General features: G+C 31.8%; 24 protein-coding genes. 8 read left to right on the top strand and 16 right to left on the bottom strand.

What is annotated here, in order from left to right; genetic code table 11:
- The 6 genes from IJQ68_RS09335 to IJQ68_RS09310 form a co-directional block, all read left to right on the top strand.
- Positions 1-2,670: type I restriction endonuclease subunit R (locus IJQ68_RS09335; protein ID WP_292799634.1), on the top strand; the 2,670-nt coding region annotated here is incomplete at its 5' end.
- Between the two features lie 10 nt (positions 2,671-2,680).
- A complete protein-coding gene (locus IJQ68_RS09330) occupies positions 2,681-4,219 on the top strand; it encodes a type I restriction-modification system subunit M (RefSeq protein WP_292799630.1) in 1,539 nt (512 codons plus the stop codon).
- A gap of 4 nt (positions 4,220-4,223) precedes the next feature.
- The gene (locus IJQ68_RS09325; protein WP_292799627.1) at positions 4,224-5,432 is read left to right on the top strand and encodes a restriction endonuclease subunit S; all 1,209 of its coding nucleotides are present in this window, start codon (positions 4,224-4,226) and stop codon (positions 5,430-5,432) included.
- Between the two features lie 19 nt (positions 5,433-5,451).
- A complete protein-coding gene (locus tag IJQ68_RS09320; protein ID WP_292799624.1) occupies positions 5,452-6,675 on the top strand; it encodes a restriction endonuclease subunit S in 1,224 nt (407 codons plus the stop codon).
- Between the two features lie 17 nt (positions 6,676-6,692).
- On the top strand, positions 6,693-7,835 hold the full coding sequence (locus IJQ68_RS09315; protein ID WP_292799621.1) for a restriction endonuclease subunit S: 1,143 nt from the start codon (positions 6,693-6,695) through the stop codon (positions 7,833-7,835).
- A gap of 72 nt (positions 7,836-7,907) precedes the next feature.
- Positions 7,908-8,486, top strand: coding sequence for a restriction endonuclease subunit S (locus IJQ68_RS09310; RefSeq protein ID WP_292799618.1), 579 nt, complete (start codon positions 7,908-7,910; stop codon positions 8,484-8,486).
- Here IJQ68_RS09310 and IJQ68_RS09305 read toward each other — a convergent pair.
- The gene (locus IJQ68_RS09305) at positions 8,417-9,688 is read right to left on the bottom strand and encodes a restriction endonuclease subunit S (RefSeq protein WP_292799637.1); all 1,272 of its coding nucleotides are present in this window, start codon (positions 9,686-9,688) and stop codon (positions 8,417-8,419) included. The two genes, IJQ68_RS09310 and IJQ68_RS09305, sit on opposite strands and share 70 nt — an antisense overlap.
- Before the next feature lie 60 nt (positions 9,689-9,748).
- Here IJQ68_RS09305 and xerA point away from each other — a divergent pair, with 60 nt between their 5' ends.
- Both xerA and IJQ68_RS09295 read left to right on the top strand, forming a co-directional pair.
- Positions 9,749-10,744 (top strand): site-specific tyrosine recombinase/integron integrase, encoded by a 996-nt coding sequence (gene xerA, locus IJQ68_RS09300; RefSeq protein ID WP_292799615.1) that lies wholly within the window; start codon positions 9,749-9,751, stop codon positions 10,742-10,744.
- Positions 10,745-10,904: 160 nt separating this feature from the next.
- Entirely contained in the window at positions 10,905-11,447 is a 543-nt protein-coding gene (locus IJQ68_RS09295) for a hypothetical protein (protein ID WP_292799612.1), read from the top strand.
- On the opposite strand, the gene IJQ68_RS09290 is transcribed toward IJQ68_RS09295, so the two are convergent.
- The 15 genes from IJQ68_RS09290 to IJQ68_RS09220 all read right to left on the bottom strand — a co-directional run bounded on the left by IJQ68_RS09290 (position 11,444) and on the right by IJQ68_RS09220 (position 21,974).
- The gene (locus IJQ68_RS09290; RefSeq protein ID WP_292799609.1) at positions 11,444-11,710 is read right to left on the bottom strand and encodes a transcriptional regulator; all 267 of its coding nucleotides are present in this window, start codon (positions 11,708-11,710) and stop codon (positions 11,444-11,446) included. The genes IJQ68_RS09295 and IJQ68_RS09290 overlap by 4 nt on opposite strands.
- 8 nt (positions 11,711-11,718) lie before the next feature.
- Entirely contained in the window at positions 11,719-12,678 is a 960-nt protein-coding gene (locus IJQ68_RS09285; protein ID WP_292799606.1) for a hypothetical protein, read from the bottom strand.
- Positions 12,671-13,702 (bottom strand): hypothetical protein, encoded by a 1,032-nt coding sequence (locus IJQ68_RS09280; RefSeq protein WP_292799603.1) that lies wholly within the window; start codon positions 13,700-13,702, stop codon positions 12,671-12,673. Before IJQ68_RS09280 ends, IJQ68_RS09285 begins: the two co-directional genes overlap by 8 nt.
- Before the next feature lie 12 nt (positions 13,703-13,714).
- Positions 13,715-14,572, bottom strand: a complete 858-nt coding sequence (locus IJQ68_RS09275; protein WP_292799600.1) for a hypothetical protein — start codon at positions 14,570-14,572, stop codon at positions 13,715-13,717.
- A gap of 6 nt (positions 14,573-14,578) precedes the next feature.
- Entirely contained in the window at positions 14,579-15,703 is a 1,125-nt protein-coding gene (locus IJQ68_RS09270) for a hypothetical protein (protein WP_292799598.1), read from the bottom strand.
- A gap of 13 nt (positions 15,704-15,716) precedes the next feature.
- Positions 15,717-16,313, bottom strand: a complete 597-nt coding sequence (locus IJQ68_RS09265; RefSeq protein WP_292799596.1) for a glycosyltransferase family 2 protein — start codon at positions 16,311-16,313, stop codon at positions 15,717-15,719.
- The gene (locus IJQ68_RS09260) at positions 16,303-16,566 is read right to left on the bottom strand and encodes a hypothetical protein (RefSeq protein WP_292799594.1); all 264 of its coding nucleotides are present in this window, start codon (positions 16,564-16,566) and stop codon (positions 16,303-16,305) included. Before IJQ68_RS09260 ends, IJQ68_RS09265 begins: the two co-directional genes overlap by 11 nt.
- 24 nt (positions 16,567-16,590) lie before the next feature.
- Positions 16,591-16,842, bottom strand: a complete 252-nt coding sequence (locus tag IJQ68_RS09255) for a hypothetical protein (protein ID WP_292799592.1) — start codon at positions 16,840-16,842, stop codon at positions 16,591-16,593.
- Positions 16,843-16,992: a hypothetical protein gene (locus IJQ68_RS09250; protein WP_292799589.1), complete on the bottom strand. Its 150-nt coding sequence runs from the start codon at positions 16,990-16,992 to the stop codon at positions 16,843-16,845.
- Positions 16,989-17,180 (bottom strand): hypothetical protein, encoded by a 192-nt coding sequence (locus IJQ68_RS09245; protein ID WP_292799587.1) that lies wholly within the window; start codon positions 17,178-17,180, stop codon positions 16,989-16,991. Before IJQ68_RS09245 ends, IJQ68_RS09250 begins: the two co-directional genes overlap by 4 nt.
- 66 nt (positions 17,181-17,246) lie before the next feature.
- Positions 17,247-18,023: a hypothetical protein gene (locus IJQ68_RS09240; protein ID WP_292799586.1), complete on the bottom strand. Its 777-nt coding sequence runs from the start codon at positions 18,021-18,023 to the stop codon at positions 17,247-17,249.
- A 1-nt stretch (position 18,024) separates the two neighbouring features.
- Positions 18,025-19,212 (bottom strand): hypothetical protein, encoded by a 1,188-nt coding sequence (locus IJQ68_RS09235; protein ID WP_292799583.1) that lies wholly within the window; start codon positions 19,210-19,212, stop codon positions 18,025-18,027.
- 266 nt (positions 19,213-19,478) lie between these two features.
- On the bottom strand, positions 19,479-19,955 hold the full coding sequence (locus IJQ68_RS09230) for a bacterioferritin (RefSeq protein WP_292799580.1): 477 nt from the start codon (positions 19,953-19,955) through the stop codon (positions 19,479-19,481).
- A 54-nt stretch (positions 19,956-20,009) separates the two neighbouring features.
- On the bottom strand, positions 20,010-20,486 hold the full coding sequence (locus tag IJQ68_RS09225; protein ID WP_292799577.1) for a MarR family winged helix-turn-helix transcriptional regulator: 477 nt from the start codon (positions 20,484-20,486) through the stop codon (positions 20,010-20,012).
- 549 nt (positions 20,487-21,035) lie between these two features.
- Positions 21,036-21,974 (bottom strand): hypothetical protein, encoded by a 939-nt coding sequence (locus tag IJQ68_RS09220; RefSeq protein WP_292799574.1) that lies wholly within the window; start codon positions 21,972-21,974, stop codon positions 21,036-21,038.
- Between the last annotated feature and the right edge of the window lie 134 nt (positions 21,975-22,108).

Genomic DNA, 22,108 nt, shown 5'->3' with positions numbered 1-22,108 from the left:
TTAGAAAAATTAAACAAAAAAGAACTAAAAGGGGAACCACTAACTGATGATGAATTTAAAAGAATTTTAACACATTTAGACTCCGGTTCAATATTTGACAAAGCCGACAAACTAAGAGATGAATATACAATAAAAAGAGACAATGGGACATCGGTATCAATTAAATTTTTAAATCAAAAAGACTGGTGTAAAAATATCTTCCAGGTATCTAATCAAATAACCATGAGATATAAACATAAAACTCGTTATGATGTGACTATATTAATAAATGGTTTACCTCTCGTTCAGGCTGAACTTAAAAGAAGATCAGTAGCTATTTCAGAAGCATTCAATCAAGTTAAAAGATACATGAAAACATCATATAAGAATTTATTTGGATATATTCAAATCTTCATCATAAGTAATGGTTTAGAAACAAAATATTTTGCTAATGCGAGACCAAGTGAAGTCAATTTTGGATTTACCTTCTACTGGAAAAATAAAGAAAATAAAAACATACATTCATTACAAGAGTTTACAGAAGATTTCTTAGAACCCTGCAACATTGCTAAAATGATTTCTAAATTTATGGTACTGAATGAATCCTCAAAAGAATTAATGGTACTTCGTGCATATCAGAAATATGCAGTAGATGCTGTATTAGAACAAGCATTAGAACATAAAAAGAATGGATATGTTTATCATACAACAGGTAGTGGTAAAACATTAACATCATTTAAAGTCAGTCAATTATTATCGGATGATCCTTCTATTTATAAAGTAATATTTGTTGTTGATAGAAGAGATTTAAATGACCAAACGAATAAAGAGTTCAATAAATTCTGTCCAAAATGTATTGGAACATCAGAACATACTGGGGCATTAGTCAAAAATCTTTTAAGTAATAAAAATCCATTAATCACCACAACTATTCAAAAATTAGCTATTGCGGTGAATAGAAAGCATACAAAAAAACAATTAGAAAAAATCAAAGATGAAAATATAATTTTAATATTTGATGAATGTCATAGAAGTCAATTTGGAAAAATGCAACAGGACATTAGTAATTTCTTCAAAAATAGCTTATCATATGGATTTACTGGAACACCAATATTTAGAGAAAACGCATTTGGTAATAAAACTACTAAAATGATATTTGGAGATAGATTGCATACTTATATGATTAAAGATGCTATTGCAGACCATAATGTGTTAGGATTCTCAATTGATTATTATAATACAATTAAAGCTCATGAAGACATAGTTGATGAAAAAGTAAAATCTATTAAAATAAATGAAGCTTATGGTCATCCAGAAAGATTAAATTTAATCGTAGACCATATATTGGATAGTTATAATGCAAAAACAAAAGACAGAGAATTTAATGCTATTTTTGCAGTCTCCCAAAAAACTCAGGACAATCCAACAGGTTTCATACATGACTATTATAAATTATTTAAAGAAAAAATTAAAGAAAGAAACTTGGATTTCAAAGTAGCAACTATTTTTACATATGCACCTAATGAGAAATTCGATGACCGTGAAAAACATTCACAAGAATTATTAGATGACTATATGGCTGATTATAATGAAATGTTTGGAACTAATTTCGATACAGAAACTATGGGAGAATACCATAGGGATGTATGTAAAAGAATGAAAACACGTGAAATAGATTTATTATTAGTTATTAACATGTTCCTAACTGGATTTGACAGTAAAAAGCTAAATACATTATATGTTGATAAAAACCTAGAATACCATGGCTTACTGCAAGCATTTTCAAGAACCAACAGGATTTATAATGACCGTAAATCTCATGGAAATATCATATGTTACAGGCCATTACATGATCAAGTAGATGCTGCATTAACATTGTTCTCAAATAATGCACCACTAGAAGATATACTATTGCCAACTTATGAAGCTCTTGTAAAAACATTTAACAGTGATTTAAAAGAATTATATAAGTTAGTTAAATCAGCACAAGAAGTATATGAGCTTCAAAGTGAAACTAAAAAGAAAGATTTTGTTTTAGGATTTAAAAAATTATTACAAACTAAAAATAAATTAGATACTTTTGTTGAATTCACATTTGATGATTTGGATATTGAAGAACAGGAATATGAAGATTTCACTGGCGCCTACTTAAATATTAAAGAAAGTTTAGGTCCTGACGGTGATGATGGTCCTGACGGTGGAACTTCAATATTGGATGATATTGATTTTGAATTAGACTTACTTCGAAACGATAAGATTAATGTGGATTATATCCTTGAATTACTTGAAAACATTAACATAACTGATGATTATGATAAAGAGAAAGAAAAAATCATTAAAATGATGAAGAACACGGTTAATTTAAGAAGTAAGATTAAATTAATGGAAAAATTCATGGATGAAGAAATTGACCGCATTAGAGATAATAATTTGAATATTAAAGAAGAATTTGATAATTTTGTAAATACTGAAAGAAGACAAGCAATTTGCGATTTAATTGATGAAGAACAGTTAAGCGAGGAAATCACACGAGAGATATTGAGTGAATTTGAATTTTCAGACAAGATAGATGAAGATTTAATTGAAGAGGCATTTAAAGATAAAGAATTACTATTTATAGATAAAATGGATAAAATTGACAGGGTTAAAGCAGAAATATTAGAAATATTTGAGTTATTTGATTTTGAATAGGTGAAGACATATGGCAACAAATTTAGAAACAAAATTATTTGCAATAGCTGATGAATTAAGAGGAAACATGGATGCAAATGAATATAAAAACTATATTTTAGGTTTTATATTTTACAGATACTTATCTGAAAAACAAGAAACATTTTTAAATAAACAATTAACTAAAGATGGAATCACATTTCAAAAAGCATTTGAAAATGAAAAAATGCGAGAAAAACTTGAAAAATTAAGTATTAAAAGATTAGGTTATTTTATAACTCCTGAACATTTATTCAGCACAATTATTGATAAGATTAATACTAATCAAACAATAAGAAATGATTTAAGAGAAGCATTTAATGAAATCACAAATTCAGCACAAGGAAAAGAAAGTGAAAATGACTTTGAAAATCTATTTGACGATGTAGATTTAGATTCCACAAAATTAGGTAAAAAAGACAAAGATAAAAACCAAAAAATATCAACCGTTTTAAACTTATTAAATGAAATTGATTTTGAATTAGAAAACGAAGAATCAGATATTCTAGGAGATGCATATGAATATTTAATCAGTCAATTTGCATCTGAAGCTGGAAAAAAAGCTGGAGAATTTTATACTCCACAAGAAGTATCAAAAATCCTAGCAAAAATTGTAACACTTGGTAAAGATAAAATAAAGAACGTATATGACCCAACATGTGGTTCAGGTTCATTATTATTAAGAATTTCAAAAGAAGCAAGAGTAGCAAACTTCTACGGTCAAGAACTAAACACAACAACATTCAACATGGCAAGAATGAACATGATATTGCATGGTGTTAAATATAATGATTTTGATATAAGGCAAGGAGATACATTAGAAGATCCGCAGCACAAAGATATGAGATTTGATGCAGTAGTGGCGAATCCACCTTTCTCTGCAAAATGGAGTGCAAGTGATGATTTTAATGATGATCCAAGGTTCAGCGCATATGGTAAACTAGCTCCTAAATCCAAAGCAGATTATGCTTTCGTGCAGCATATGATTTATCAATTAAATGAAAGTGGAACAATGGCTGTAGTTTTACCTCATGGAGTTTTATTCAGAGGAGCAGCTGAATTAAAAATAAGAAGGTACTTAATTGAAGAAAAAAATTATTTAGATGCAGTTATTGGTATGCCTGCAAATTTATTTTATGGAACATCAATTCCAACATGTGTGTTAGTATTTAAAAAATGTCGTGAAGACGATGATGATGTTTTATTCATTGATGCAAGTAAGGAATTTGAAAAAGTTAAAACTCAAAATAAGTTAAGACCTGAAGATATTGATAAAATTATTAATACATATGCTAATCGTGAAGAAATAGAAAAATATTCACATAAAGCTACATTAGAAGAAATAGAAGAAAACGATTTTAATTTAAATATTCCTCGTTATGTGGATACTTTTGAAGAAGAAGAACCAATTGACCTTGATGAAGTTGTGGATGAGCTAGAAAAAATTGAAGCAGAAATGGAAAAAGTAGATGCTGAAATTAAAAAATACTGTGATGAATTAGGTATCAGAGCACCTATTTCATTGAGATGATGTTATGGCTGAAGAAAAACTAGTACCGAAACTCCGATTTAGTGGATTTACCAAAGTTTGGGAATCTACAAGAATTGGCGAAATTGCTGAAGTTGTAGGTGGGGGAACTCCAAAAACTGAGGTGGAAGAGTATTGGAATGGTGAAATAAAGTGGTTTACTCCATCAGAAATTGGTAAAACAAAATATCTCTTTGATAGTGAAAGACATATCACCGACAATGGTTTAAAAAATAGTTCTGCTAAACTATTGCCAAAATATACTATATTACTATCTTCAAGAGCAACTGTTGGGGAGATAAGCATTGCTTTAACTGAATGTTCCACAAATCAAGGTTTTCAGTCTTTGATTACAAAAAACAATGTTGATAATGAGTTTATTTATTATTTAATTTCAACAATTAAAAATGAATTTTTAAGGAGATCATCAGGGTCTACCTTTTTAGAAATTAGTAAAAATGAAATTAAAAGAATACCCATTAATATTCCAGAGTTATCTGAACAAAATAAAATATCTAATTTATTTTCGGCTATTGATAACAAAATTGAAATGTTAGAAAAAAAATGCCAATATTATCAAGACTTTAAAAAATATTTAATGCAAAGAATATTTTCAAGTCAAGACGATAAATTAAGATTTGCAAAATTTGATTATGAATGGTTGGAGTATCATTTAAAGGACACTGGAAAAATTATCACTGGAACAACACCATCAACTAAAAATAAAGATAACTTTTCAGACAATGGTTATCTATGGGTTACTCCAGGTGATATTTCAAATAAAAGGATTGTCACATCAACTGAAAGGAATTTGTCTAAAGAAGGTTTAAATAATGGTAGAGAATTACCTCCAAATTCTATTTTAGTAACATGTATTGGAGCTACAATTGGTAAAATATGTATGATAAAAGAAGTTGGTAGTTGTAATCAACAATTAAACGCAATAATTCCAAATGAACAGTTTGACCCAGATTTTATTTATTATACTATTCAATATAATGCAGAAAGACTAAAATTAATTGCTGGAAATACTGCAACACCAATATTGAATAAAAAGAGCTTTGGTAATATTAAATTTGAATTTCCAAATTTAAAGGAACAACAAAGGATATCAGGATTATTAACTTCTATGGATGATGCTATTGATAATATTGAATCTGGAATTAATAATATGCAATATTTTAAAAAGGGTTTACTTCAACAAATGTTTATTTAAAAATTGATATTGTGATAATATGGATGAAAAATTTATTCCCAAACTCCGATTTAATGGATTTAATGAAAATTGGAATGAAGATAAATTTGAAAATATTTTCGATATAAAAAATGGATTAAACAAAGGTAAAGACTATTTTGGGAAAGGTATTCAAATTTTAAACTATATGGATGTTAATAATTATGAATTAAATACTGAAAATACAATTAAAGGTTTAGTTGAATTAAATGACGAAGAAATTAAAAGGTACTCTGTAAAACCAAATGATTTATTTTTTACTAGAACCTCAGAAACATCAGAAGAAATAGGGTTAACAAGCGCCTATGTTGGAAAAGAAATAAAATGTGTATTCAGCGGATTTTTGTTGAGAGCAAGGCCAAAAATGGATGTAAATTCATTGTTTTTTGCATATTATTTTAGATCACCAAAGCAACGCAATAATATTATAAAATTTAGTTCTATAACAACAAGAGCATTAATATCTGGCGGAAATTTATCTAAAATGAAAATTAAGTTTCCAAATATTGGAGAACAAAATAAAATTACCAAATTATTCTTAATTTTAAATAAAAAGATTGAATTATTAGAAAAGAAATATCAATATTATCAAGATTTCAAGAAGTATTTGATGCAACAAATTTTCACACAGAAATTAAGATTTCAAGACTTTACAGATGATTGGGTTGTAACTACTTTAGATAAAATTGCGATTAAAATAGGTGATGGATTGCACTCAACACCGGATTATGTTGAAAATTCTAATTATTATTTTATTAATGGAAACAATTTACTTGAAGGTCAAATTATAATAAATGATAATACAAAATGTATACCCCCATATGAATTTGAGAAATATAATAATAATTTAAATAAAAATACAATTTTAATATCTATTAATGGAACTATTGGAAATTTAGCTTATTATAATGATGAAAAGGTTATTTTAGGTAAAAGTGCAGCATATATAAAATTAAATGAAAATATTGAGAAGGAGTATATTTATAATTATTTAAAAATTGGAAAAATTCAACATTATTTTAGTAGTGAATTAACTGGAACGACCATAAAAAATTTATCATTAAAAACATTGAAAAATACGCCCATTATAATTCCATCATATAATGAACAAAAAATAATAGCAAATATGTTTAAAAATATTGATTTAAAAATAGATCTTATTAATAATAGATTAACCAATATGAAAAATTTTAAAAAAGGACTACTTCAACAAATGTTTATTTAAAAGGATTGTGATAATTAATGACAGAAAAAAATGTTCCAAAACTCCGATTTAGTGGATTTAATGAAACATGGGTTAAATCCAATTTAGGAAATGTATCCTCTGATGAGATGTATGGAATGAATTCAGCTGCAACTGACTTTGATGGATTTAATAAATATATTCGCATCACAGATATTTCAGAATCATCAAATAAATTTGTTCCTAGTCCTTTAACTTCACCAGATGGAAATTTAGATGAAAAATTTAAATTAAAAGAAGGAGACATAGTTTTTGCTAGAACTGGTGCAAGTACTGGAAAAACTTATATCTATGATAAAAATGATGGTAATCTATATTTTGCAGGTTTTTTAATAAAATTTAACATTAATAAAGCTTATCCTAAGTTTGTTTTTTATAATACATTAAAAGATGAATATAAAAATTGGGTTAGTGTTATGTCCGTTCGATCAGGACAACCTGGAATAAATTCTAATGAATACAAAAAATTACCCTTAAATATCCCTTCATTGGATGAACAAAAAAAGATTTCAGATTTTTTAGAATCTATTGATTCTAAAATTAACTTACTAAAAAAGAAATATGAATATTACCAAGAATTTAAAAAGTATTTAATGCAACAAATCTTCGCAGGAAAATTAAGATTTGATTTTGATGATGAATGGAAACAATATAAGTTAAAAGATTTATTAACAGTAAAGTCATCAAGTATTTCAATTAATCAATTGGAGGACAATACTGGTGAATATCCATTATATGGAGCTAGTGGATTCTTAAAAAATATTGATTTTTGTGAAATGGAAACTGATTATATTTCTATAGTTAAAGACGGATCAGGGGTTGGAAATCTTAGTTATCATGAAAAAAATTCATCAATAGTGAATACTTCACAATATCTACTGCCTAAAAAAGATTTTAACATTCATTTTCTTTATTATCAATTACAAACATTAAATTTATTAAAATATGTAAATGGTTCATCTATTCCTCATATTTATTTCAAAGATTATTGTATTGAGAAAGTAACTGTTCCTAGTTTACCAGAACAGCAGAAAATTGGTAAATTATTTGTAGATACTGATAAAACTATAGAAAATATTGATAATTGTATTCAAGTAACACAAGAATTTAAAAAAGGTTTACTCCAACAAATGTTTGTTTAATTGCTAAATTTTTTATTAATTATGAATAATTTTTAATAATAATTCATTTTTAATTTTATTTAATAAAAAAATTTGATATTTTTAACAACGCATATAATAAAATTATTTTACCAACTCCGATTTAGTGGATTTAAAGATAATTGGGAAAATACAAAAATAGGAGATTGTTTGGATGTTAAATATGGAAAAGATTACAAACATCTGAATAAAGGCAAATATCCTGTTTTAGGAACTGGAGGCATTATGGAATATGTTGATGAGTTCTTATATTCTGGTGAAAGTATATTAATAGGTCGTAAAGGTACAATAGACAAACCAAAATATATTGATGATTCATTCTGGACTGTAGATACGTTATTTTACACAGAAATTAAAAAACAATTTCCTAAATTTCTTTTTTATTGTATCTCCAATATAAATTGGTTAAAATATAATGAAGCATCAGGGGTCCCTAGTTTAAGTGCTAATAATATTAAAAATGTTAAAATTAATATTCCAGAGTTAATTGAACAGAAAAAAATTGCCAACTTTTTAACTTCTATTGATTATAAAATTGAATTATTAGATGCTAAACATAAATATTATGTAGAGTTCAAGAGGTATTTAATGCAACAAATTTTCACACAGAAATTAAGAATTATGTGCACATAACCAAACATTTGTTGGAGTAAACCTTTTTTGAGATTATTGTATTTTATAATCTTATTTTCATATAGTTCCAGTTTATTATCAAAAGACATGAAAAATTGACTTATTTTCTTTTGTTCGGCTAAACTTGGATATTTAAATTCTAATTTTTTAATAATATTTGCTGAAAGGTTTCCTTGTCCTCCTTGAATATATTTGTGTACAATTTGATCTTTATACATTAAAAAATAACAATATTGGAAATAATTGTCCATATTATTGTCTATTTTTAAAACAGCTTGATTAATTGCACCATCAATTTTAGAAATTGCTACTTCACCACTTGTAGCACCATATAATGCTAATAATAAATCTCCTTTTTGGACTCTCTTTGCAGATGAATTTTTTAATGCGTCTTCAGTTATATATTGTTCAGTAACATCATTATTAATCTCACCAGATTTAATAAATGGAATATTGCCTTCGTAATACTCTTTTTTTGAAGTAGAAGGGGTTCCACCAGAATAAGTTTTACTGATATCTCCGATTTTATAAGGTATCCAGTCATCTTCAAACTCTGCAAATCTTAATTTCTGTGTGAAAATCTGTTTCATAAGATAATTTTTAAATTCAAGATATGATTGATGTTTTCTTTCTAAAAGTTCTATTTTTTTATCAATATCTGAAATAAAACTCACAATATCTCGTTGTTCATTTTTAGAAGGAATTTTTACATTTATTTTTGAAAGGTTATTCTTACTTATCCCCAATACTGAAATTCCATTAGCAATTATTTTAATTTTTGTTTTAAGATTATTTGTTGAAAATAAATATGCTTTAAAACCATTAACTGTCATATTCTTTTCATCACGAGCCAATATAGTATGCAATCCTGCCAACACTTTTTCATTATTGATATTTTTAACTTCAATAGCTTTTCCAATATCTTCATAATCTTCTGAAGCATCAGCAATGATTAAATCACCTTCTTGTAAATATTGATCTTCAGAAAATTTAGATAAATCTAAATCATTATTAATAAAAGGAACTTCTTTATTATTTTCTATTGAAAGAATTGAAGGATATTTAGTATGAATATCTCCATAATGAATATTTTTAACACTTCCAGATTCATAATTCAATTTTTCTCTTGAAAAAGAATTTGTGGAATAAAATGTTAAAAGTTCACCTAAGTTATATGATGACCATTCATCAGAATATTCGATAAATCGGAGATTATATTCTAATTAAAATTTCAAAATTAGATAAAATATAAATTATTTCTTATGAAAGCTAAATTAATTAATTTGATAAAAACCAAAATGGAAACTTTTTTAGATGAAAATCAGACTGATGAATTAGAAAATGTATTGATAACTGTTTTTAATGATTTTGAGATAATCAAAAAGGATTTAAAATTATCAATATTTGAATCCGAAGAAAATAAAGATTTGTTGGATGCATTTCTTTCTGCTAAAAGAGTGGAAGGTTGTTCTAATCGTACAATAGCTTATTACAGGACCACTATTTTTAAAATGCTTGATGGAGTTGGTCTTAAAATTGAAGATATTACTACTGATGATTTAAGAAAATATCTTGCAGATTATAAAGGTAAAAACAATGCATCTAAAAGCACTATTGATAATGTTAGGAGAGTACTATCAAGTTTTTTCAGTTGGCTTGAAGATGAGGATTATATTTTAAAAAATCCAGTTAGAAGAATCCGTAAAATTAAAACCAAAAAAGTTGTCAAAGAAGTAATTAGTGATGAGAATTTTGAAATTTTAAGAGATTCTTGTACTAACATAAGGGATTTAGCCATGATTGAACTTTTAGCTTCAACTGGTATACGTGTAGGTGAACTTGTAAACTTGAATATCGATGATGTTTTATTTAATGAAAGGGAATGTGTAGTATTAGGTAAAGGGGACTCAGAACGTATAGTTTACTTTGATGCAAAAACAAAAATTCATTTGCTAAAATATTTAGAATCTAGAAATGATGATAATCCCGCATTATTTGTTGCATTTAAAAAACCATATAATCGATTGGGAATTAATGGAGTAGAACGTAGAATACGAGAATTAGGTCGTGAAGCTAATATCAAAAAAGTACATCCTCATAAATTCAGAAGAACAATGGCAACTAATGCTATTGATAAAGGAATGCCCATAGAACAAGTTCAAAGACTTTTAGGTCATGTTCAAATTGATACAACAATGCAGTATGCAATGGTAAATCAAAGTAATGTAAAAATAGCCCATAGAAAATATATTGGATGATTATATTTAATCATCTACTTTATTCTAAATTTTTAATCATTTTCAGTATTAAATTATATCATTAATTTTTCAAAATAAAAATATTAATAAAGTATTTTTAAATATAAAATAAACTATATATCAAAAAAGTAGTAAGGTAAACAATATGTGTTCAGAATGGATGTCAATAGTAGTGGATATAATTTTAACATTCGTAACTGCATTCATGGCATTCGAAACTTATAAAATGGCGAAATCCACAAAAGCATCTGTTGAAGAAATGGAAATAAGTAGAAAAGAAGCCAATTCTGCTGAAGTAATAATGTATTTTAAAGTTGAATCTCATAGAATTTACTTAGTAATAGAAAATGTTGGAAATACAATAGCTAAAAATGTTAATATAAGTTATGAGCCAGAATTAACAAATTCAAATGGATTTACATTTGAAAAATTAAAACAAATTGATTTCTTACCACCTAATTATCAAATAAAAACATTTTTTGATATGATGAATACATATTATAAGAAATATGGTGAAGATCCAAAAATAAATGTTAAAATATCTTTTGAAAATATTTATGGAGATATTGTTAAAAGAGAATATAAATCCGATTTAGATTACTTAAAGAGTGTAAGAACATTAACGTCAGAAAAAGATAGTGTAGAAACATCATTACATAATATTTACAAAGAAATGGAAAAATTTAATAAAAAAAATAATTAATCTAAATTTTTTACTATATCTTCACCTTTATCAGTTAATCTATATAGCCTACCTTTTCTAACTTCAGGATTAATACATTCAACTAGCTCATGAGCTTTCAACTCAGACAATACCTTTGAAATATGATTTGTTCTAATCCCAGAATCATTAGCTATTGCAGTGGGTATTTTAACATCTCCATCTAAAGACTTCATCACTTTTTCCCTATACTTTGAGATTTGCACATAGCTAATTTCTGTTAAGATTTCATCCGATAATTCCATATTATCACTTATGAACTTCTTACAAAATAAATTGTATCGTTATCATAGCTACTTAACGCATCATATGCTGATTGTGTCATAAAGCTGAATTTACCAAAGACTCCATATTCAACACCCATATAGACTGGACCAGTTGATTTTGCCAAATACATCTGTATGCTTCCTGAATGCTTTAATGGTATTACTGAATATGGATCAAGAGATTCTGTTTCCCATGATGTCCCATTATACTCTTTAATGGCCATAACAGAGCTGGTAACAATAGCTACACGATAACCTGCACTAACGCCTGTAGGTAATGTTGTTGTAGTTAATATTTGATCAACTGGCAGTTTCCAGCCTGCCTCTTCATCACTACCTTGGCCAGCGGCTCCGGTTGCACCAGTATCACCTTTTGGTCCAGTTGCTCCAGTGTCTCCCTTAGCTCCGCTATCACCAGTATCTCCTTTAACACCTTGAGAACCTGTATTTCCAGTGTCACCTTTTTCTCCTTTTATGTTTCCTACGTTTTCCCAAGCATTATTAAGCCAAACATAAAGGGAACCATTAACCAAATAGCTATCGCCATCATTGCCTGTCGGATGAGCATTAACTAATTCCTGGTAAGTGTTATACGAACCTTTAATAGTAGTACCAATGCCAGTAGCTCCAGTGTCCCCCTTTGCGCCGGCCGGTCCAGTATCTCCAGTAGCTCCTGTGTCTCCAGTATCTCCCTTAAGTCCTTGTTCTCCTTTTTCTCCAGTTGCTCCAGTCTCGCCCGTGTCTCCTTTATCACCTTTCGCACCAGTTTCTCCCTTATCACCCGTATCACCTTTTGGTCCTGCCGGTCCGGTATCGCCGGTATCTCCTTTCAGTCCGGCTAACTGTTCCGGCGTAAAATCGTCATATGTGAATGCATCACCAGTATCGCCTTTCTCTCCAGTATCTCCGACTACTCTTCCGATTGCTATCCATTCTGTTTCACTCATTGTTTTCCACCTCGTGTGTCCATGGTTCTATTTCTATACTTTCAAATTGGATGTGTCCTCCTGCATCATAAATCATTACTGCAGGATAAAATGTATCGAATGTTATCTTATCGCTTATATCTGCTTCATAAGAATATATTGAACTTGAACCTGATCTTATTGTTGCTTTAACATATCCATTGTCGTAATATAAATCAAAGTAATAGAGTTGTGAATCAAGTGTCAATTGTCCTGAGCTAACATTTAATTCCCTTACCACATGATCAGATGTTGAATATTTCAGTCCTTTCTTACTTGGATATGCTCCCAATTCCAAAATCTTAGTGTCCCTGTAATGGCTTAATGATTTTGAATTGACTAAAGCTATTGCATCCCCCCATCCCTGATTGCTGTCCTTTTTCTGATAGATTGCTACTTCCATGTGAATTCCATTAGTTCCGCCAATGCCTCCTGAATATACTTTAGGTATTGCCATTACAACACTTGAGCTTCCTACTTCTTTAGCCAAGTTATATACTTCGGAATAATTTACCTCGCCTATGTTGAAGGTATGTGAAATGCTTGTTGGATATTTTACAATGTCATAACTGTCAGTATTGTAATCCCATGCATAGTCTGAAAAGCTTGCAAATGGAACGCAAGTATAATTGACGTTTATAGCTTCTTTTTTCCCGACTTTACAGACAACTGTTCCAGTAGCATCCTGAACATATTGCACAGTAACAGAGGACTTTCCATTGCTGTTGGTTCTAACAACACTATGAACTCCATCAATCCACCAGTCAACCGGGACTCCGGAATCCTGTAATGTTACGCTATATTCGAATCCTCCCGGTGTAATTATTGTTGATTTTACTGTGTTCAATACAGTCACTGCAAACATCAGCACTAATCTTTCTGCGAGTTCAAATATTGTGAGTGTATTGTCCCACCAGATATTATACTCAGTCAGTTTGTTCCTGATTTTTGTTCGTGTAGTTCCGAGTCTTGTATTCTCTAAAATAACATTGCTTGCTATGCTCACATTAACGTCCTCCTATTCCGGTTCATAATATATTCTGGTTTCCCATGCATTGCAGGTGGTATGGCTGTATGATTTGTATCCGTCAGATCCATATGCACCGAATACTATCTCATCTGAATTCCATGTGTCAAACGGGTCCCATGTTCCCGACATCAATTCATTTCCGTTTGTGTCTTTGAAAAGGTAGCTCATCTCATAGGCATCGCCTTTCTCCAGAATCATTGTTCCTGAAGGGAATGCATGGTCATTGTCATATACTGAACTCCTTTCCAATCCCCATCCGTCATCAAGTGAGAATACTCCAGGGTAACCTCCAACGGAACCTATGAATGTTCCGGTATATCCGCTGGCATTGTAGTCTTTAACCATTCCTGATTCGCTACCGTTTGCATCTATCAGAAATCCTATTCCCATAAGTCCGTTCCATCCGTCGGTTATGTTGAATTTTGATTCTATTCTCCATCCGTTATTGTCACCATAATAGAATGTTCCTGGTGTTGTGATGAATTTGCCGAATGCGGCTGTATAATACCAGTCATCTTCTTCAAACTGGTCTTGGGTGGTGTCGTTTGTATATGCGACATGATATTTTCCATTGTTGGCACTTGACCATGTTGCAGCACTGATATTAGCCATCTTATACAATGTTCCAAGCTTTCCAGCAGTATTGGGATTAACATTAACATCCGTTTTGAATATCGGAAGAATCTCATACTTATCTATCAATTGATTGATGGTATCAGATTGACTGTAGCTAATCCCAGCATTTGTTAATCCAGTTCTTAAATTGCTTCTTAATGTTGTCAATCTGGAATTCATTGTCTGTTCATTAGCTAAAATCTGCGAAAAGTCCGGTGGCGTAAATGTCATGTTAATCTAGCTCCCTAATAAATTCAAGTTAGCGGTTTGTGTGGATGTTATTGTTCCAATGCTTGTTTGTATGTTTTCAATAGCTGTAGCTACTGGTGCATTTTTAATTGCGTTTGTTGTATCTGTAGTGTCTAGGCTGCTTGCTAGATTGACTGGCCCAGTCGCACCTGTTGCTCCTGTAGCACCAGTATCTCCCTTTGCTCCAGTATCGCCTGTATCACCTTTAGGACCAGTTGCACCTGTGTCGCCGGTATCACCTTTAGCTCCGGCATCTCCAGTGTCTCCTTTTTGGCCCGTATCTCCAGTCGCTCCGGTTGCACCAGTATTTCCTGTATCGCCTTTTGGTCCAGTGATTTCATCGAAATAAATAGTAGCACTTGTATTTACGCCTGAGAATATTATCTGTCTGTGTGCATTGTCTTTGTATACATCAATACTTTCACCATCATCTCCGGTGTCTCCTTTAGCTCCAGTATCGCCTGTTGCACCTGTATCACCAGTATCACCTTTCGCTCCGGTTGCACCAGTAGCTCCAGTATTTCCTGTATCTCCTTTCGGACCAGTTTCACCTGTTTCTCCTGTATCTCCAGTATCACCTTTTGGCCCTGCAGGTCCTGTGTCTCCTGTGTCACCTTTAGCACCGGTTTCTCCTGTACTTCCTGAACTAGCTATTTTAAAACAATTAACGTAATTGTATTCATCAGAATCGCCTACTGGATGTAAAGCCAAGAATTCACCTGAAGAATCTTTAATAGCTCCATTTTCACCTAATTTTATTTTATCAGCAGGCGCAATATCACTAACATTGCTTGCCAGTTTAAGTCTGTATAACTGGCCTAACACTAACACACTGGCTTTTCTGTGGCCATTGTCCATAACGACCGGATCATTAGCGATAATACCTATTGGCACTTCATCATTATCGCCGGTGTATTTTTTCACCATTTCTTTTCCTATCTGTGAATTTGGAGAAATTGCAACTGTATCTTCAGGATATAACTTGGCAGTGTATTCATAGCCGATATCCTGGCCGGTTTCTGTTACTACTTCTTTTGATGTTATATCTCCATCGTCCAGGAGAAATGTTGTGACTTCTTTTCTTGCTTCCAATAAAACTATTTGATTTGACATTAACATCACCATTTTACATTAACACTTCGTATATGTGGTCACCTTTTACATTTGGGTTACATTTGATATTCATTCCGTATTTTCTGGCCTCGCTGCAGAAATACAAGTCTTCAGAAAGTATTGTATCGTTATCATAGATTACATACTTGAAATATGGATAAGCCATTTTTCTAAAGACATTAACATTAACGAGAGCAATTCCGAGACCGCCACCTTTAACATCAAACGGATCATCAAGTTCAGATAACCTTTCTCCATAAATCATATTTTTGTTATTGAAGTCCTTTCCAAAGTCAAAGATGACACTTTCATCTGTTTTTGTTCTTTTCTTGAAATACCAGCCTAAAGCAATGTCTGTTTCACATTCCAATAGCTTTAAAAGAGCATCCTTTGGAACACTAACATCTGAATCTACCATCAGCACATAGTCAAAGTCATGTCTGGTTGCAAGTTTTGCTATTTCGTTTCTTGCACGTGCACAGTCATAGCCTTTAACGTAATCAAAGTAGAGATTGAAATCCTTAGGATTAGTTAAACCATATATACTTTTGAAGCATTCGGGTTTGATGGTCTCAAAGGTTGGAACTGCAATGAGGATTTTACCTTTCATTAACTTCCTCCAACTTTTGAAGTCTTTCATCCAAATCATCAATAACGTCTTTATCTTCCCTCTCGCATCTATACTCATAAATGTCAATTAATGCGGCAATGACAATAGCTAATGTAAACGGCAATAGCCCTTCGATTAAAGCATACTTTGTGGCATTGGTCATGACAATGTTGATGGCAACTGCTGTTAAAACAGCACTTGAAATTGTTTTGGTAAAGTTGCATATGAATATCTTCTTTTTTAATTGGTTCATGATAACAATATCCTCCAGAGAAGTTTATTGTTTTTCAGGGTAACCCAAAACTCTTTTAGCTTTTTGTTTGGCGTCTTCAACATCTCCTTCGCCTCTTATCCTACTTGCGTAATGACTAGCTATTCCTAATATTATCATGAGAATGCAGTAAGTAATTGTATTTTCGGTAATTCCCAATGCCTCTGAATAGAGCATGATAACTGGAATGGCTGTAACAAGAAATGAAGTTAAAATGTCAATGTCCTTTCTGTTTTTCTCCAGGAATTCATAAATCATTTAAATTTCCTCCTCTTTGTATGTGTGACTTAAAATTACTCCGTCAACAAGAATCTTTTCTTCTGACTGGTACACTTCTTCAGCGTTTTCTTCTATTTTCATCCAGGACTCGTACTCTTCAACGGTTTCAAAGTATTTTATGTATTTCATTGTGCCTCCCAAGTTATTGAGTAGTATAATATTCCATCTTCGATTTTAAACGATATTATGGGCTTAACGGCATAAGGATAACCTGAATCGACATATCTTGTGCCGTTCCAGTAGAACCAGTGGCCTGTTGACTGGTCGATGTATGGTTCTTTGTTTTCTAAAGTTCCGACGAGTTTCCTTATTGTCATGTTAATCCTCCACTAATAATATTATATATTTTATTATGTAATTTATTATATAAATTATTATTTATTTTATATAAAATGTACGCTTTGGCCATCATCACAACCTTCCCATTCCATGTACAATTTGTTGTCTTCCCATACGAACCTCACATTATTGACAATAGCTACATCCGGAAGCTCACAATAGGTAACACCATCAGCATCCTTGACATAATTGGCCTGCGCCATGATGTTTGATTCTGAAGGTACGATCATATTAACGACATGAGTTATCTCATCCTGTTCAAAACTGCAGTCTCCAAGATCAATACAGTTCTGAGATTCAGGATACATTTCCACCTCAGACATTTGTCTATAAACTCGAATGTAATCTATATCCTCATTATTTTGAAGATTAACTATTGATAATAACCTTAAATCATGGCCTTCCACCGGATTGCATTCACCGTCACTGTCAATGTAGATTCTTGTATTCGGCAGTATATCTTCAGCTACTGGCCTTTTGAGTTTCAATCTGAAAACATCGCCTAATACAGCCACAGTAACTAAAGTTAATCCAGATGTTTTGACCTGAACTTTACCCAAAAGATAACCGAAAGCCAGCTCACCTGCCTGAGCCTTTCTAACTATTGTATGCTCCATAGTTGAAGACATATCCAGCGTTACCATATCACCGACTGCACATTGATTGGAACAAATCCAAGCCGTATGCTCATCATTAACATATGTCCTTTCGCCCTCATCAAGAAGGCAAGCTATTACGTCCATTTTCTCGGTATGCTCAAGGCCTGTTGGATATCCACGGCCATGCCCGATTGTTGAATTTACATCATAATCAATAATCATTTTAAAACACCCAATCCCAATTATGGTTAATTATCTTATCTGGAATATGAAGTCCAGTATCATCCATGTCACTATCATCAGCGTCCCACATTAACGTTGAGCCTTTGTAAGCTTTGGTATACTCATGACTTCCTTTATATAATCGGATTCCTGTTTTATCTCTTGTTGTTACTGTTACCTGCGGAATTCCATTAGCTGCAAACAATGGAGATGGAAATACCATCAGCCATTTCAAATCAACATAATTGAAATCTTCAAAATCAGTTGTAGCATACATTGTTGGTGAGATTTCAATTTCAGCATAATTGGATTGATAAAGTTTACTTGGATTGTTCCTGCTGAATCCTTCAAGATAATCTGATGTATTTGACGAGCCTGTTCCTACACGGTCATGGAAATGATATTGTTTCCAGTTTCCATCTTCATCACTTCCCTGATTGTATGCATCAAATGAACTGGCCAGTACTAAAGTTTTTGCACCAGTAAACATGCAGTAATCTTTTTCCCCGCCCCAATAGCAGGTTGTGGCTTTTACATCGGGGTCATTAGGTGACAGGCTTCCGTCAATCTGCATCATCATACCTCCAATGGTTGAACCATGGTATGTTGCATTATCATTGACAAAAACATTACCTTTAATGTATTTGAATCTGGCTACAACAACACGATTGTTTGCCAATGGTTGGCCTGAAGCAAATGTGGTGAACAGATTGGTTGGAGAAGTTGCCTCAAGGCTTGGAACAAATCTGGCTCTTAAGAAATGGCCTCCGTCTGTTGAGTCATTGTTTGTGCTTAAACCTGAGTAGTTCATGAAAAATTGTGAGTATGTATCAGAGTTTGCATCAAACATTAATACATCACTGCCAGTTGATAAAGTGCTTGAAAATGCTGTTCCAGTATCATAAACATCCAAAAGCAGCTTTGTGGTTTGTGAAATCTGGCCAACAGGAACTCTGACTAAAATGGCTGCACCTTGTGATCCGTAAGAGGGAATGTATAACGCCTGACATTCCGCACCGCCAATTGTTTTGATCTTCAGGTTTTTCAAATCACTTCTGAAATAATTGGAGTAAGAACTGCGGGCTAGATTATCCAGGAAGATATAATCATAGCTTGATGAATAGCTGCCGCTCCTCTCGTTGTAATTGCTCATGACAATATTGATTTGTAATTTTTTCTGCAATGTCATGATTAATATTTTATTATCCTTTTTATATAAATAATATAATAAAAAAAGTAATATTAACATTAACGGTTTAATATTCGGATTTTGTTTTCTCTTACACTTTGATATATATGCGGGGGTTGAAATCAAATCGACAGTAACATAGACTTACGTTAATGTGATAAATGCTTGAAGAAAAGCTAAAAATAAGAAATGCGATTTGAAATTTGAGATTATATCGGTAAAATAAAAAAAGAGAAGTATTTATCCGGGATAAATACTTTTAATGTTTATTCAGCAGGACCGTTGATTAATAATTGGGTTAGGTAGTTTTCTTTTCCAATCATTTTGCATAGGTCAAGTTGCTGTTCGCTCCAGTACATGTCTTCCTCTTCATCCTTGAGATAAAGTTTCATCATGTCATAAGTGGTGGCGTCAAATATTCCTGAGTCCATCAATTCAATTAAAGCGGCGATTCCGTTTACTGAAACGTTGTAGTCGTGTTCGATAAACTCGATTATGTCAGTGAATATTGGTTGTGCTTCCACTGCTTCCTGTTTGATTTCACCTCCCAGATCAAGGATTCTGTCCATGAACTGTTCCACGAAATCCATCTCTTCGGTTGCGTGTGCTATGTATTTGTCTCCTAATGCCTGAAATCCTAATCCTGTAAATATTTTAGCTTGGATTCTGTGTCCGAATGAATTTGCAGCCAAGTTGGTTACAATGAATTGCAATGTTTCAATAGTCTTTTCTTTATCGGCCATTATTTTCACCTTCTCATAATATCAAATTCTACTTAAGAATCTTAAGTATGTTTGTTATTTATGGTCCCATGAATATTTAAGTTTTTCATATTGTGTCGATTTTTCACAAAAGAGATACAGCATTTCCTTGAACTTCCTTTTATCCTCATCTGAATAATCGCTGAAATAATGATCCTCGCCTTCACAAATCATATCCAAAAGCATATTGAAAACATCTTCACCCTTTTCAGTTAGGCTTAAAACTTTCCTTCCTTTATTGTCCTTTAAAACTTCACGCCTGACCTGACCGCTTTTCTCAAGTCTCTTTATAATCTGAGCAACATTGGACTCGGAAACATACAAAAGCTCGGCCAACTCCTTCTGAGAAATGCCTGGATTATAATAAATATTCGACAGGTAGGTAAAGTCCCGTGGAGTAATCTCTTTAAAGTTTTCCTTAAGAAAGTTGTCATGAAGCACATTCAGATAATTAATGAAATAAAAAAACGGTGTAATTTCCAATCGTTCCTCATCAAAATTCAAATTAGCCATGAAAAATAATCTATAAATGAAACTTAATAAAAATATCTTACGAGACTATATTATTAATATTAACGAATGCAGTTTAAGATGAAAAATTGGAAATTGTTAATAACTCAAACATTAATGGCCAGTTTTGAAATATTTTTACACATAATCTGTTGGTGATATCATAGTATCTCTTTTTTTATCAGAGCAACCTTGTCATACCCATGTTATAAGCGAGCCAATTCTCCCAGGCCGACCCGATGCCGACCTAAGGGAGGCATCTGTTGGAGGTCTGGGTGAATAGAATTGGCGAGCAATACTATATATCTAACAGTAATGGCATTGTCAAGCTTAGGAACAGGGGCTTGTCCCCTGTTCCGGTTTTGGATTTGGCATAGATGAATTTGTCAAATTTAAGAACCGACCCTTTAGCGGTCGGTTCGGGGTTAAGTTTGGTAAACTTGATTATATTTTTTAGGGAAAGCGTCACATTAAACACTTCCCCAATAAATAACGAATTTTCCTACATATCAAAAATTAGCTCTGGTCAAAAGCAATAAAACACCATCATAGCTAAATCCTTGTACGATTAAATCCCATATCTTTCAATATCTTATTATATTCCTCACGAGTTGTAAAGGATGGTGCATCTTCATCTTCACCACCGCCAGTTTCTCCGGTTTCACTAGCATCACCTGAGTTTGAGGGGTTGCGACCGCCGGGAGTTGAACCGTCACTTGCAGCTTCTATTTTAATTCTTCTCTCAGCCAGTTTTTCCATCAGTTCCATATCAACATCACCGGAGAGTAGCTTATCAATTATTTCCTTATCCTGTGCGTTTTCATTATAGTTAAAGTTGTATTTAGCTTCGTACTCTTTTATTTTTCTTTCATTTTCAGCTTTTCTTAATTCAGATAACTCTTTTAGAATATCATCTTTACTGTCTATGAATTCCTTATTTTCTTCAATAGCTTTTTTAATCTCATCATATTTTTTGGATTCTTCTTTTAAGGTGTTAATCTCATCCTGAAGCTTTCCAATCTCTGCATCCTTGCCTTGCAGCTTCTCCAACAGTAAGCTGGTTGCCACATTGGTGTCTTTTGCAGGTGGCTGTGGTGCACCTTCAGGATTTCCTGTTTCACCAGCTATTTCAGAATTCAAAAGTCTTATCTTTCTTGGGTGTTTAGTAACGCCTACATCTATTAAGCTCATAGTATCAATTCCAAATGAATCTCCTTTATCTTTCAGTAAGACATCAACTTTAGGAGATAGGCCTTTTCCTTCCATATCCAGTTCATCAGGAACTTCAATGAATAGCTTACCTTCTTCATAAGAGATATTATTCCCAATGCCGACATAGATATTGTCGTGTTCGGAAGTTAAAGGAATTCCTCCTCTGTAGTTTTCAGCTATTAGCTTTAGATCATCTTCGCTCCATATTACAGGTTTGTCGAGTCTGTCGTCCAAATCAGAATAATCATATGATCCGACTTCAAAAAGTTCATGCCTCATCATTATCGTTTTTTACCATATTATTCATTATATATTTTATTACTTATTTTATATAAATATTTATTATTAACTGACTACTTGAAAAAAGATATTGTTTAAAAAAAGGTTAAGTGATGAATTAAAAAAAAGAATTG

Origin of the sequence: Methanobrevibacter sp. (genome assembly GCF_017447225.1) — an archaeon.
Lineage (GTDB): Archaea > Methanobacteriota > Methanobacteria > Methanobacteriales > Methanobacteriaceae > Methanocatella.
The sequence above is the reverse complement of the archived record's forward strand: the minus strand, read 5'-3'. Positions and strand labels throughout refer to the sequence as shown.

Bases quoted from the DNA above. Each gene is read 5' to 3' on its own strand.
- IJQ68_RS09330 (WP_292799630.1), top strand. From the start codon at position 2,681: ATGGCAACAAATTTAGAAACAAAATTATTTGCAATAGCTGATGAATTA.
- IJQ68_RS09325 (WP_292799627.1), top strand. From the start codon at position 4,224: ATGGCTGAAGAAAAACTAGTACCGAAACTCCGATTTAGTGGATTTACC.
- IJQ68_RS09320 (WP_292799624.1), top strand. From the start codon at position 5,452: ATGGATGAAAAATTTATTCCCAAACTCCGATTTAATGGATTTAATGAA.
- IJQ68_RS09315 (WP_292799621.1), top strand. From the start codon at position 6,693: ATGACAGAAAAAAATGTTCCAAAACTCCGATTTAGTGGATTTAATGAA.
- xerA (WP_292799615.1), top strand. From the start codon at position 9,749: ATGAAAGCTAAATTAATTAATTTGATAAAAACCAAAATGGAAACTTTT.
- IJQ68_RS09295 (WP_292799612.1), top strand. From the start codon at position 10,905: ATGTCAATAGTAGTGGATATAATTTTAACATTCGTAACTGCATTCATG.
- IJQ68_RS09290 (WP_292799609.1), bottom strand. From the start codon at position 11,710: ATGGAATTATCGGATGAAATCTTAACAGAAATTAGCTATGTGCAAATC.
- IJQ68_RS09285 (WP_292799606.1), bottom strand. From the start codon at position 12,678: ATGAGTGAAACAGAATGGATAGCAATCGGAAGAGTAGTCGGAGATACT.
- IJQ68_RS09275 (WP_292799600.1), bottom strand. From the start codon at position 14,572: ATGACATTTACGCCACCGGACTTTTCGCAGATTTTAGCTAATGAACAG.
- IJQ68_RS09270 (WP_292799598.1), bottom strand. From the start codon at position 15,703: ATGTCAAATCAAATAGTTTTATTGGAAGCAAGAAAAGAAGTCACAACA.
- IJQ68_RS09265 (WP_292799596.1), bottom strand. From the start codon at position 16,313: ATGAAAGGTAAAATCCTCATTGCAGTTCCAACCTTTGAGACCATCAAA.
- IJQ68_RS09260 (WP_292799594.1), bottom strand. From the start codon at position 16,566: ATGAACCAATTAAAAAAGAAGATATTCATATGCAACTTTACCAAAACA.
- IJQ68_RS09255 (WP_292799592.1), bottom strand. From the start codon at position 16,842: ATGATTTATGAATTCCTGGAGAAAAACAGAAAGGACATTGACATTTTA.
- IJQ68_RS09250 (WP_292799589.1), bottom strand. From the start codon at position 16,992: ATGAAATACATAAAATACTTTGAAACCGTTGAAGAGTACGAGTCCTGG.
- IJQ68_RS09245 (WP_292799587.1), bottom strand. From the start codon at position 17,180: ATGACAATAAGGAAACTCGTCGGAACTTTAGAAAACAAAGAACCATAC.
- IJQ68_RS09240 (WP_292799586.1), bottom strand. From the start codon at position 18,023: ATGATTATTGATTATGATGTAAATTCAACAATCGGGCATGGCCGTGGA.
- IJQ68_RS09235 (WP_292799583.1), bottom strand. From the start codon at position 19,212: ATGACATTGCAGAAAAAATTACAAATCAATATTGTCATGAGCAATTAC.
- IJQ68_RS09230 (WP_292799580.1), bottom strand. From the start codon at position 19,955: ATGGCCGATAAAGAAAAGACTATTGAAACATTGCAATTCATTGTAACC.
- IJQ68_RS09225 (WP_292799577.1), bottom strand. From the start codon at position 20,486: ATGGCTAATTTGAATTTTGATGAGGAACGATTGGAAATTACACCGTTT.
- IJQ68_RS09220 (WP_292799574.1), bottom strand. From the start codon at position 21,974: ATGAGGCATGAACTTTTTGAAGTCGGATCATATGATTATTCTGATTTG.